The organism is Streptomyces sp. NRRL S-31 (genome assembly GCF_000718775.1).
GTDB lineage: Bacteria > Actinomycetota > Actinomycetes > Streptomycetales > Streptomycetaceae > Streptomyces.
On record NZ_JOCB01000152.1, the window covers coordinates 1 to 11,745 of the forward strand.

The 11,745-nt window shown below is 72.9% G+C and carries 12 protein-coding genes and 4 pseudogenes; 6 read left to right on the forward strand and 10 right to left on the reverse strand.

What is annotated here, in order from left to right; translation table 11 throughout:
* Positions 1-144: 144 nt before the first annotated feature.
* Together IF37_RS46250 and IF37_RS0136570 are read right to left on the reverse strand one after the other, a co-directional pair.
* Positions 145-288: pseudogene (locus IF37_RS46250) on the reverse strand (cyclase family protein); the annotation flags it as partial.
* Positions 289-304: 16 nt separating this feature from the next.
* Entirely contained in the window at positions 305-1,330 is a 1,026-nt protein-coding gene (locus IF37_RS0136570) for a GlxA family transcriptional regulator (protein ID WP_030753338.1), read from the reverse strand.
* A gap of 70 nt (positions 1,331-1,400) precedes the next feature.
* Here IF37_RS0136570 and IF37_RS0136575 point away from each other — a divergent pair, with 70 nt between their 5' ends.
* On the forward strand, positions 1,401-2,711 hold the full coding sequence (locus IF37_RS0136575; RefSeq protein ID WP_030753341.1) for an MFS transporter: 1,311 nt from the start codon (positions 1,401-1,403) through the stop codon (positions 2,709-2,711).
* A gap of 2 nt (positions 2,712-2,713) precedes the next feature.
* Here the strand turns inward: IF37_RS0136575 and IF37_RS0136580 are convergent.
* The 6 genes and pseudogenes from IF37_RS0136580 to IF37_RS46750 all read right to left on the reverse strand — a co-directional run.
* Positions 2,714-2,962, reverse strand: a pseudogene (locus tag IF37_RS0136580) (flavin reductase family protein); the annotation flags it as partial.
* A gap of 54 nt (positions 2,963-3,016) precedes the next feature.
* Positions 3,017-4,204 (reverse strand): NAD(P)/FAD-dependent oxidoreductase, encoded by a 1,188-nt coding sequence (locus IF37_RS0136585; protein WP_030753346.1) that lies wholly within the window; start codon positions 4,202-4,204, stop codon positions 3,017-3,019.
* Between the two features lie 356 nt (positions 4,205-4,560).
* Positions 4,561-5,229, reverse strand: coding sequence for a pyridoxal 5'-phosphate synthase (locus IF37_RS0136590; protein ID WP_030753349.1), 669 nt, complete (start codon positions 5,227-5,229; stop codon positions 4,561-4,563).
* A 28-nt stretch (positions 5,230-5,257) separates the two neighbouring features.
* Positions 5,258-5,578, reverse strand: a pseudogene (locus IF37_RS0136595) (acetyl-CoA acetyltransferase); the annotation flags it as partial.
* Positions 5,579-5,605: 27 nt separating this feature from the next.
* Complete coding sequence (locus IF37_RS46745; RefSeq protein ID WP_030753355.1) at positions 5,606-6,046, reverse strand: tetratricopeptide repeat protein; 441 nt, start codon at positions 6,044-6,046, stop codon at positions 5,606-5,608.
* A 187-nt stretch (positions 6,047-6,233) separates the two neighbouring features.
* Positions 6,234-6,329: pseudogene (locus IF37_RS46750) on the reverse strand (hypothetical protein); the annotation flags it as partial.
* 501 nt (positions 6,330-6,830) lie between these two features.
* Between IF37_RS46750 and IF37_RS0136610 the strand changes: the two are divergent.
* On the forward strand, positions 6,831-7,100 hold the full coding sequence (locus tag IF37_RS0136610) for a hypothetical protein (protein ID WP_030753362.1): 270 nt from the start codon (positions 6,831-6,833) through the stop codon (positions 7,098-7,100).
* Complete coding sequence (locus IF37_RS0136615) at positions 7,093-7,704, forward strand: DUF6879 family protein (protein WP_030753364.1); 612 nt, start codon at positions 7,093-7,095, stop codon at positions 7,702-7,704. The genes IF37_RS0136610 and IF37_RS0136615 overlap by 8 nt, the downstream gene beginning before the upstream one ends.
* 45 nt (positions 7,705-7,749) lie before the next feature.
* On the opposite strand, the gene IF37_RS0136620 is transcribed toward IF37_RS0136615, so the two are convergent.
* Positions 7,750-8,367 (reverse strand): LysE family translocator, encoded by a 618-nt coding sequence (locus IF37_RS0136620; protein WP_030753367.1) that lies wholly within the window; start codon positions 8,365-8,367, stop codon positions 7,750-7,752.
* Positions 8,368-8,449: 82 nt separating this feature from the next.
* On the opposite strand from IF37_RS0136620, the gene IF37_RS0136625 reads away from it, so the two are divergent.
* Positions 8,450-8,902: an Lrp/AsnC family transcriptional regulator gene (locus IF37_RS0136625; protein WP_030753370.1), complete on the forward strand. Its 453-nt coding sequence runs from the start codon at positions 8,450-8,452 to the stop codon at positions 8,900-8,902.
* 85 nt (positions 8,903-8,987) lie between these two features.
* On the opposite strand, the gene IF37_RS0136630 is transcribed toward IF37_RS0136625, so the two are convergent.
* Positions 8,988-9,623, reverse strand: a complete 636-nt coding sequence (locus tag IF37_RS0136630) for a TetR family transcriptional regulator (protein WP_030753373.1) — start codon at positions 9,621-9,623, stop codon at positions 8,988-8,990.
* A gap of 134 nt (positions 9,624-9,757) precedes the next feature.
* Between IF37_RS0136630 and IF37_RS0136635 the strand changes: the two genes are divergently transcribed.
* Positions 9,758-10,492: a VOC family protein gene (locus IF37_RS0136635; protein ID WP_079166058.1), complete on the forward strand. Its 735-nt coding sequence runs from the start codon at positions 9,758-9,760 to the stop codon at positions 10,490-10,492.
* 169 nt (positions 10,493-10,661) lie between these two features.
* Positions 10,662-11,745, forward strand: a 1,084-nt coding sequence (locus IF37_RS0136640) for a serine/threonine-protein kinase (protein WP_030753379.1), incomplete at its 3' end; no start/stop codon positions are given.

An 11,745-nucleotide genomic window follows, 5' to 3' on the forward strand; every position in this document is an offset into this window, starting at 1 on the left:
GTGCGGGACCGCGGGGGGAGGCGGCGCGTGCGGGACCGCGGGGGAGGCGGCGCGTGCGGGACCGCGGGGGAGGCGGCGCGTGCGGGACCGCGGGGGAGGCGCGCCGCCGGCCGTGTCCCCGCCGCCGTTCACAGGACCGCCACCCGGTGCCACCGGCGTCCCCGTCGCGCCGACGAACGGCTCGGGCGTCGCCGACAGCAGGAACGCGTACCGCCCCGTTTCTCCACAGGCTGTGGACAACTCCTCGAGATTCCGGTTCTGGCCCTGGAGCATGCCCATCTCCACCAGGTGTCGCGCCGGCCGGTCAGGGCGCGGAGCCGACGGTGTCGTGCCGCTCGGCATCGCCGCCGGTGCGGAAGGTGCGCCGGTAGGCGGTGGGGGTGACCCCGAGGGCCGTCTGGAGGTGCTGCCGCATCGACTGCGCCGTGCCGAAGCCCGACTCCCGGGCCACCTGGTCCATCGACAGCCCGGTGGTCTCCAGCAGGTGCCGGGCGCGCTCCACGCGCTGCTGGACGAGCCACTGGCCGGGGCTCACCCCGACCTCCTCGCGGAAGCGGCGGGTGAAGGTGCGCACCGACATCGCCTCCTGCGCGGCCATGTCCCGCAGCTGGATCGGCTCGTGCAGCCGGCCCAGCGCCCAGGCGCGGGCGGTGGTCGTGGTGGCCAGGTGCGCGTCGGGGACCGGGCGTTGGATGTACTGGGCCTGGCCGCCGTCGCGGTGGGGCGGTACGACCGTGATCCGGGCGACGTCGTTGGCGACCGCGGTGCCGAAGTCGCCGCGGACCATGTGCAGGCACAGGTCGATCCCGGCGGCCACACCGGCCGAGGTCAGCACGTCGCCGTCGTCGATGAACAGCACGTCCGCGTCCACCTCGACCCTCGGGAACAGCCGCTGGAACCGCTCGGCGTCCGCCCAGTGCGTGGTCGCCGGGCGGCCGTCCAGGTACCCGGCGGCGGCGAGGACGTAGGCGCCGGTGCATATGGAGGCGAGCCGGGTGCCGGGGCGGATGTGGGCGAGGGCGGCGGCGAGTTCGTCCGTGAGCCGGCCCTCGTCGTAGACCGGTCCGAGTTCGTACGACGCGGGCACGATCACCGTGTCGGCGGTCGCCAGCGTCTCCGGACCGTGGGCGATCTGGACGGCGAAGTCGGCGTCCGTCTCCACCGGGCCGGGCGGCCGTACCGAGCAGGTCACGACCTCGTACAGAGGGCGGTGGAGCGCGTCCCGGGGCCGGCCGAAGATCCGGTGCGGTATGCCCAGTTCGAAGGGGAGCAGACCGTCCAGCGCGAGCACGGCGACCCGGTGCGGCCGGAATCCCGCTGTGTTCGTCATGTCCCGATCCTAGCGAAGGCTGTCCTTCCGGCCACTCGATGCGCGGGAGCGCGAATCGGAGGCTCGGGACGTGACTCAGACAACCCCAGCCACAGCCCCCGTCCAGGCCCCGCCCGTCCGTCGCCGCCGAGTCCACCGCGCCTGGTTCGTCGCCGCCGTCACGTTCGTCACGATCACCGGCGCGGCGGCCTTCCGTTCCCTGCCCGGCCTCCTGATCGACCCGCTCCACGAGGAGTTCGGCTGGTCACGCGGCACGATCGGCGCGGCCGTCTCGGTCAACCTCGCGCTCTACGGCCTGACCGCGCCGTTCGCCGCCGCGCTGATGGACCGTTTCGGCATCCGCCGGGTGGTCGCCGTCGCGCTCACCGTGATCGCGATCGGTTCCGGTCTGACCGTGGGGATGACGGCGGCCTGGCAACTGCTGCTCTGCTGGGGCCTGCTGGTGGGGCTCGGCACCGGGTCCATGGCACTGGCGTTCGCCGCGACGGTCACCGACCGCTGGTTCACCGCGCGGCGCGGCCTGGTCAGCGGCATCCTCACCGCGGCCTCCGCCTCCGGCCAACTGGTCTTCCTGCCACTGCTGTCCTGGGTCGTGGAGCACCACCACTGGCGTCCCGCGGCGGTCACGGTGGCCCTGACCGCGCTGGCCGTGGTCCCCTTCGTCTGGCTCCTGCTCCGCGACCACCCGGCCGACGTGGGCGAGACGCCGTACGGGGCCACGGAGTTCGTGCCCAAGCCGCCCCCGGTCACCGGAGCCGCCCGCCGCACGCTCCGCGTCCTGGCCGCCTCCGTCCGCTCGGGCACCTTCTGGCTGCTCGCCGGCACCTTCGCGATCTGCGGCGCCTCCACCAACGGCCTGGTGCAGACCCACTTCGTGCCCGCCGAGCACGACCACGGCATGCCCGTGACGACGGCGGCCTCGCTGCTCGCGGTCACCGGCGTGTTCGACGTCGTCGGCACGATCGCCTCCGGCTGGTTCACCGACCGCTTCGAGCCGCGCCGCCTGCTCGCCGTCTACTACGCCCTGCGCGGACTGTCCCTGCTCTTCCTGCCGATGCTGCTCGGCCCCGCCGTCCGCCCGTCGATGATCTTTTTCGCCGTCTTCTACGGCCTGGACTGGGTGGCCACCGTCCCGCCCACCCTGGCCCTGTGCCGGGAGCGGTTCGGCGAGGACAGCGCCATCGTCTTCGGCTGGGTGCTCGCCGCCCACCAGGTCGGCGCGGCCCTCGTCGCCTACCTCGGCGGCGTCGCCCGGGACGTCTTCGGCTCCTACGACATGGTCTGGTACGCCTCCGGCACCCTGTGCGCGGCGGCGGCCCTGATGTCCCTCGTCATACGGCGCACCGCCCCGGCGGCGGTCCCCGCGCAGGCCGGGCGCTGACCTCAGACGCCGTCCAGCCGGGCGAACCGCCCCCGGTGGAACAGCAGCGGCTCCCCGTGCTCCGCCGCGCCGAGGGCGTCCACCCGGCCCACCGCGACGAGGTGGTCGCCCCCGGTGTGCACGGCGTGGACGGCGCAGTCGATCCAGGCGACGGCACCGGCGAGCCGGGGCGCCCCGGAGACGGGCGCCGCGTCGTAGGCGACCCCCGCGCACTTGTCGGCGCCGCTCACCGCGAAGGCCCGGCACATCCCCTCCGTCATATCACTGAACTGACGGTACGTCAGGAATGGCTCGGCACGGCAAAGTTACCGCCGGGTGCGCAGCCCCCTGGCCACGGACCGGGCGATCTTCCCGGCGTCGATCGCCAGTTCCCGGAGCATCCCGCTGATCGGATTGGTGAAGCCGGTGAAGTACAGGCCCGGCGCGCCGGCGGGCGTGCGGCCGCCGCGCGCCACCGGTCTGCCGCGCCCGTCCAGCACCCCCAGATGGCCGACGAGCCCCTCCAGCGCGCGGACGTACCCGGTCGCCGCGATCACCGCGTCGGGCGATATCCGGCTGCCGTCGGCGAGGACCACCCGGCCGTCCTCGAACGCCGTCACGGCGGCAACGACCTCGACCTTCCCGGTGCGGACGGCGTCGATCAGGCCGACGTCCTGCACCGGGATCGCGCCCTGCCGCACCCTGCTGTACAGGCCGGTGTCCGGGCGCGGCAGCCCGTGCGCGGACAGGTCCGGGGTGCTGAGTCGTCCCACCGGCCCGGCGAGCCGGTCCACGAGCCACACCGGCAGCCGGCGGACCAGCACACCGGTGTACTGGGCGGGCCAGCCGAGGGAGGAGCGGCGCAGGATGTGCGGCGCGGCGCGCACCGCCAGCCGCACCCGCGCGGCCCCGCCCTCCGCCAGGTCCACGGCGATCTCCGCGCCCGTGTTGCCGACGCCGACGACGAGCACGTCCCGGTCCCGGTACGGCTCGGCGTTCCGGTAGTCGCCGGCGTGCAGCAGCTCGCCGTCGTACTCCGCGCGGCCCGGCCAGTCGGGCAGCCGCGGGGTGTGGTTGAAGCCGGTGGCGACGACCACCGCGGCGCCGGTCAGTTCCCGGCCGCCGGAGGCGTGCAGCAGCCACCCGGTGCCGTCCCCGGTCCGTTCGACGCGGTGCACCTCGACCCCGGTGACGATCTCCAGCTCGTGATGCTCGGCGTACTTCTCCAGGTAGCGCACCACGTCGTCCCGGGACACCCAGCGCCCGAACCGCCGGGGCATGCCGAGGCCCGGCAGCGCGGACAGCCGCCGGGTGGTGTGCAGGTGGAGCCGGTCGTAGTGGCGGCGCCAGGAGGCGCCCACCCGGTCGGACTTCTCCAGGACCACGGCGCGTACGCCCCGGGCCCGCAGCGCGTGGGCGGCGGCGAGGCCGCCCGGTCCGGCACCGATCACGTAGACCGGGCGGTCGGCGGGGGTCGGCGAGGGGCGGGCGGGGGCGGGGCGGGAGGCGGCCATGAGCGGGAGCGTAATCAACCAACCGGTTGATGGGTCTCGGTCAAGACCGGAATTGGTTGCGGATTGATCACGCCTGTACGGAAAGGGTGTCCGGCCGTGAAGAACGCGTCGCGCCACGGGTGGGCTTCGCGAGGTATATGACGTAACGTCAGATTCATGGACGCGTAGGACTGGACGACGCCCGGTGGCTGGCGGTGCTGCGCATCGGTCTCGGCCTGTGGTGGCTGGAGAGCCGGCGGCACAAGGGACCGCCGCCACGTCCGGGGCACCGCGCGCCACGGCCAGGGCCACGGCCCCGACGGACGGCGGCGACGGCGACGGCGGGGAAGCGTGAGCGGGGGCGACCGCCTCCCCCCTCACGGCCACAGCAGCGCCCGGCTCCAGCCGAACCCCGTGCTGCGGTACTCCAGGCGCACGTGCCGCCGCTCCGCGTCCCCCTGGAAGAACTCCACGGTCTGCGGCCGCAGCCGGTACAGGGTCCAGGTCGGCGACGGCTCGTCCGGATGCTGCCGGGCCCGCTCCCAGGCCGCCTCCGACGCCGTGCGCAGCTCCGCCACCGAGGCCAGCTCCTCGCTCTGCCGGCCGGTCAGCGCGGCGGCCAGCGCGCCCGTCGACCGCGCGTGCAGGTCCGCCTGGCTCTCCTCGGCCGGCGCCGGGCCGACCGGCCCCCGCACCCGCACCTGGCGCCCCAGCACCGGCCAGTAGAAGGCGAGGGCCGCGTACGGCCGGACGGCGAGCGCGCGGCCCTTGCGGCTGGTGGCGTGCGTGGCGAAGGACCAGCCGTCGGCGTCGGCGCCGTGCAGCATCACGATCCGCACGTCCGGCCTGCCCTCCTCGTCCGCGGTCGCCAGCGACATGGTGTGCGGCTCCGGCTGCCCCGCCGCCACCGCCTCCGCGAACCAGCTCGTGAACAGGGCCAGCGGGGTCGGCGGGGCGGTCTCCGGGTCGAACGGCGGCAACCGGGTCACCCCGGGGTCCCAGACGCGCAGCGAGCGGAGCAGGTCATGGAGATCGTGCTGTGCCATGGGGTGAGTATCACCGCCGGGACCGTCCTCAGTCCCGGCCCAGCACCACCGTCCCCGACGAGCAGAACCAGCCCCCCGTCCCGGACGCCACCCCCAGCCGGGGCAGCTGCCCGTCCCGGGCCCGCACCTGCCGTTCCCCGGCGTCTCCGCGCAACTGCCGCACCGCCTCCACCAGCAGGTGCAGCCCCCGCATGCCCGGGTGCCTGGCCGACGGGCCGCCGCCGTCCGTGTTCACCGGCAGCTCCCCGCCGCGCACCCGCAGCCGGCCCCGGGCCGCGAACGCCCCGCCCTCGCCCTCGGCGCAGAAGCCCAGGCCCTCCAGGGTCACCAGGGTCATGTTGGTGAACGCGTATTGCCTGCCACCCGTGCGCGCCCGTCAGGCACCGGGCGGACGCGACCGCCCCGAAGCGAGATCGCCCAGCAGCCGCCGGCCGGCGACGGTGAACGGATGGCCGGCCCCCAGCCCGCGCTCCCTCCTGGCCACGACATCGGTCAGGATCTCGATCGCCGTGTCCAGGTCGCCCCGTGCGGCCCGGGTCCGGGCGAGGAGCTGCTGGGCCGAGAGCGCGATCGGGTAGTCGGGGCCGAAGCGTCGCCGGTATGCGTCGGCGACCCGCCGTATCTCCTGATCGGCCTCGTCGAAGCGGCCCAGCTGGTACAGCGTCCAGGCGTGGTTGTGGTGGGCACCCAAGGTCACCGTGTGATCGGGGCCGAGGAAGCGGTCGCAGTCCGAGGGCAGCGAGAGCAGCGCGCCGTCCTCCTCGACGACGCTCTCGGCCGCGGACAGCAGGACCAGCAGACTCGAGCGGGAGCGCAACGTCAGTGGGTGGGCGGGGCCCAGTGCCCTCCGCCTGCCGGCGATGGTGGACCGGAGGACCGGGGGCTTCGTCTCGTTTCCCGAGGTTCCCGAGCACGAGTTGCAGACCGTGGCCGCTGTCCAGGGTGTCGGGATCGTCGGCCCCGAGCGATCGCTCCTGAGCCGCGCGGACGCGGCTGAGGAGCCGCTCGGCCTCGGTGTACCGGCCCAGCCGGAAGAGCGCCCGGCCGGCCCTGGAGCGGGCGGCCAGGACGAGACGGTGCTCCGACGCTGGTCGCCCGATGCCTGGTAGACACGGCCGTGGTCCTCGGCACGGCCGTCCATCGCACCCGTCATCGCCGCGTGTGGTGCCGGTCTCGTCCGGCTTGACGGACCCGGGCGCGGCCGGACGCCGTGGCGTGCTGGGTGATCACGGGGCCCGTCGTCCCGCCCGGTGAGAGTTCGGCGAGGAGTCCGCGCGGTTCCGCGGCGGGGCCGGGCTGGGCGACGAGCAGACGCCGCGTGACCAGCGTGACTCCCGTGCTCTGCGCGAGTAAGGCTGTCTCCGGGTCCACAGTTCCCCCTGGTCAATAATTTTCGAATATTCCGACTGTATGTTGAATGACTGCATCTGTCACGCTTCACTGCCCCGCCATTCGGTGGCCACTTATCGTCGCACTCCTGAGCCGGATGGGACAACAGGGGGTATCCATGCCTTCTTCAACATGTCCGCTTTGGCATGGCCAAGCCGATATGTTCAGTGCTACAGTGCTGCAACTCTGGGACAATCGAGGGGGCGATGGTCATGGCCAGGCCGTGGGAAGCCGATTCGACCACGAAATTCAAGCGGCGCTTAGGGAAGTCGCCGCAAGAACTGGGGCACACGACCGACACCCCCGACTGTCCCGATATCTGGGAACTCGAGAACGGGGACATCGCCGTCATCGGCCGGGACCTCACGACGTCTCTGGGCGGGGATCTGCCCGCCGAGGTGTCCATCGGAGCAGACGAACGGCTCGTGGTCATCCCGCGGGACATCTTGATCGCAGCGAAACCGGATATCCCGAATGTTTGATTCCTTTTCGCGCGGGGTCTCCGAGAAACTGGATCGCCCCGCGTATCACGCGGACTTCCGCAGGGTCTACGAGAGCGGAATCCGGAGCCTGAACAAGCTCGAACGAGGTCAGAACTTCAAAGAGCGCGGGTTCGCCAGCTGGGAAGCCTTCGCCGCCGGAGAATGGGACCGCGCGCTCTCCCTCGTCGAGGAGAAACGCGACGTCTACGCACGGCAATTCCGTGAGGCGGCCCGGCTGGGAATTCTGGAGCGCCGCCTTCGCGTGGTGGAGTTCCCGGTGACCCCGTATGTGCAATGGGAGTTGTTCGTCCTGCGTCTGCGTGTGGAGCTGGGGGACAACATCAGGGTGCTCGACGCCCGCAAGATCTCGGACATCGAGGAGGGCCGCCCCGTTCCCGAAGTGGTGATCCTCGGGAACGCGGCCCTGTACGAGGTGCTCTACGACGACGACGGGAACGCGAGGGGTGCCAATCGCTTCGCCGATCGCGCGCTGATCCGGGAGACGACGGCCGGGTTCGAGACGCTGTACGAGCGCGGGGACGACTTCCACGAGTTCTTCGACCGGGAGATCCGGCCTCTCCCTCCGCCTGCGGTCGCCTCGTGAGCGTTTCCGTGTAGGTCCCGCCCGGGAGCCGTTCCGGCGGTCGGGCTAGAGCGTCGTCAGGCGTTCCGCCAGGAGGAACGCGCCGATGCCGAGCATCGCCGCGCCCGAGGTGCGGGTCACCGCGCGGGCCGCGGACGGGCGGGCGGCGAGGAGGGCGCGGGCCAGGGTGCCCACGGTGAGGTAGACGGCCGCGCAACACGCCATGTGCAGCAGGCCCAGCGCGGCCGTCTGCGCGGGGACGGGCAGGTGGGGGCCGCGCAGGGTGAGGAACTGGGGGAGCACGGAGAGGTAGAGGAGCAGTCCCTTGGGGTTCAGGCCGCTGATCACGGCGCCGCGCAGGAAGGGCCGGGCGTCGGCCGCCGCCGGGTCGGCCGCGCTCGGGGTCGCCGGGTGGCGCAGGACGTTGCAGCCCAGCCACAGCAGGTAGCCCGCACCCGCCACCGTCACGGCCGTCAGCAGGCCGGGCGAGCCCGCCACCAGCACCGCGAGCCCTGCCGTCGCCAGCACCGTGTGCAGGGCGTAGCCGCAGACCAGACCCGCCACCGCGCGCGCCACGGGGCCGCCGCGCAGGCCGGTGGCGATGACGTACGCCCAGTCGGCGCCCGGTACGCACACCAGCAGCAGGTCCACGGCGAGGAAGGAGAAGAGCAGTCCCGAGTCCATAGCGGGGACATTAGGCGGGAATTGCCCGAAAGTGTTCCCGACCTTTGCGCGGGATCGCGCTTATCGCGCAAGAATCCACCCCATGGACGACGTGGACCGGAAAATCCTTGCCGAGCTGCAACAGGACGGGCGGCTGACCGTGACCGAGCTGGCCGCCCGGGTGCGGCTCAGCGTCTCCCCCTGCCACCGGCGGCTGCGCGAGCTGGAGCGGTCCGGCGCGATCCAGGGCTACCGCGCGGTGGTGGACCCGTCGTCGCTCGGGCTGAACTTCGAGGCGCTGGTCTTCGTGTCCATGCGGCAGGAGGACCGGGACACGGTCGCCGAGTTCGAGCGGGCGGTCGGTGAGCTGGAACACGTGCTGGACGCGCAGCGGCTGTTCGGCGACCCGGACTACCTGCTCCGGGTGGCCACCGCCGACCTGGCCGCCTTCCAGCGGCTGTACGACGAGCGGCTGGCGACGCTGCCGGGGGTGCAGCGGCTGACGTCGACGCTGGTGATGAAGCACGTGGTGCGGGACCGGCCGTTGCCCGCATAGACGGAAGGCGGTGGTCCGGGGGCGGGACGCCGCCTGAACCACCGCCTGGAAGACAGGACTTGGACCGTGCAAAAAAAAGGGGGGGCTACTTGGACGGCTTCCTGCCCGTCACGCCCAGGTGCACCAACAGCGCCAGGTTAGGCTTCAGTTCGGCCTGCTTCACACCCCAGGAGGAGAAACCCTTCTGATGGGACGCCACCGCCGCGAGCATCGCGACCAGCGCGCCGGCCACCGCCGCCGGGTTCACGTCCTTGTCCACGCGGCCCTTGGACTGGAGCTCCGCGATCGAGTCCGCGAGGGAGTTGTTGACCGAGTTGAGGATCTTCATGCGGATCTTGTAGAACCGTTTGTCCCCCTCGGCCGCCCCGAGGTCGACCACCCGCAGGATCGCGTCGTTCCGGCGCCAGAACTCCAGGAAACCGTCCACGAGTTCCTGCGCGGTCTGCCAGCCCGACTTGCCCGCCCAGGTGCGGCCCTCGAGGAGTTCGGTCAGCCCCGCCCCCTCGGCCGCCATCTGCTCGGCGATCTCCAGGACGGCGCCCTCGACGTCGGGGAAGTACTGGTAGAAGGTCGCCGGCGACGTGCCGGCCTTCCGGGCGACATCGATGACCTTGACGTCCCGGTAGGGGGAGGAGCTGAGCATCTCGCTGAGGCAGTCGAGCAGCTTCTGCCGGGTCGCCTGCCCACGCCGGCCGGCCACGCGGCCGTCGACGGTACGCACTTGTCCTGTCATGCCGTCAGCTTACCGAGGGGTGGTCGGGGCGCGATTCGGCCGACTGCAAATGGGGTGCCCGGGGGAAACGGGGATGGTGTGCCTGGTCTGCGCGGTGTGCGCCGCCCGGTTACTTTGGCGGCATGGCCGAAAACAGGGCATCCGCGAACGAAGAGACATACAGGGAGGGCGTCCCCTGCTGGGTGGACGCCCAGCTCCCCGACGTCGAGGCGGGCAAGCGGTTCTACGGGGAACTTTTCGGATGGACCTTCGAGGAGGCGTACGGCTCCTCGGTATGGGCCCTGCTGGACGGGGACCGCGTCGCCTCGCTGGCCCCCAAGACGGACGGCCGCATGCCCACCGTCTGGACGGTCTCCTTCGCGACCTCGGACGCCACCGCCCTCGGCCGGCGGATCACGGCGGCCGGCGGCCAGCTGGTCACGGCGCCGTTCCCGGTCGGCGACCTCGGCACCGCCGCCCTGGCCGCCGACCCCGAGGGCGCGGTGTTCGGCCTGTGGCAGCCCGGCACCCACCGCGGCTTCGGCCGGCGGCACGAGCCCGGCACCTTCGTCTGGGCCCAGCTGTACACCCGGGACACGGCCGCGGCCAACGTCTTCTACGGCGATCTCTTCCACGACGCCCTGTTCGGCACCGGCGCGAAGCCGGACTTCGGCCGCGCGGAGGTCACCGAGGTGTTCCCGGCCGAGATGCCCCCGCACTTCGTCGCCCACTTCCGGGTCGCGGACCTGGACGACGCCCTCGGGACCGTCCGGCGGCTCGGCGGACGGGTGCAGGCGCCCCCCTTCGAGACGTCGTATGGACGAGTGGCCGTCGTCACCGACAATCAAGGGGCGTCGTTCGCGCTGCTGCGACGCTGATACGTCCGCTTGGGTGGTAGACACCCCGATTTGCGGCCGGGTTCGCCACCAGCCGCCCGGCCAGGAAGAATCAGGGTGCGTGCCGCCATGGCGGTGCGGTGGTGAGACGCTGCACTTCGGTCGCGTACATAAGTGGGTGGCGCGGCTCGTACGGGGAGGTGGCAGGCAAGTGGTGGATCAGCTGACGCAGCACGATCCGCGGCGGATCGGGCCGTTCGAGGTGCTGGGCCGGCTGGGGGCCGGCGGCATGGGGCTGGTCTATCTCGCACGCTCGGCGTCCGGCCGGCGCGTGGCGATCAAGACGGTGCGCACGGAACTGGCGGAGGACCAGCTCTTCCGGGTCCGCTTCACCCGCGAGGTGGAGGCGGCCCGGGCGGTCTCCGGCTTCTACACCGCGGCCGTGGTCGACGCCGACCCGCGCGCCGCCGTGCCCTGGCTGGCCACCGCCTACGTCCCCGCGCCCTCGCTGGAAGAGATAGTGAACGAGTGCGGGCCGCTTCCGGCGCAGGCCGTGCGCTGGCTCGCGGCGGGCGTCGCCGAGGCCCTCCAGTCCATCCACGGCGCGGGACTGGTCCACCGTGACCTGAAGCCCTCCAACGTCCTCGTGGTCGAGGACGGCCCCCGGGTGATCGACTTCGGCATCGCCTCCGGCGTCTCGAACACCCGGCTGACGATGACGAACGTCGCCGTCGGCACCCCCGCCTACATGTCCCCCGAGCAGGCCAAGGACTCCCGCAGCGTCACCGGCGCCAGCGACGTCTTCTCGCTCGGCTCCACCCTCGTCTTCGCGGCCACCGGCCACCCGCCGTTCCACGGCGCCAACCCGGTCGAGACCGTCTTCATGCTGCTCCGCGAGGGCCCGGACGTCTCCGGGCTCCCGGACGAGCTGCGCCCGCTGATCGAGGCGTGCATGCAGATGGAGGCCGCCGGCCGGCCCTCCCCGGCCGACCTCCAGGCCCAGCTCGCCCCGCACCTGTTCGGCTCCGGCTCCGACGACAGCGGCACCGCCTCCGCCTGGCTGCCGGAGAAGGCCGTCGGCCTGATCGAGTCCCGCCGCGGCGGACGCCCCGCCGTCAGACCCGCACCGGCCCCCACCGGCGGCCCGCGCGGCGGCGGCGGCCGGCCGGTGGTGCCCCCGCCGCCGCCGTACGACCCCCCGGTCCCGGTCTCCGCGCCCGCCCCGGTCCCGGTCTCCGCGCCCGCCCCGGTCCCGGTCTCCGGGCCCGTCCCGGTCGGCGGCCCCGGCACCGGCC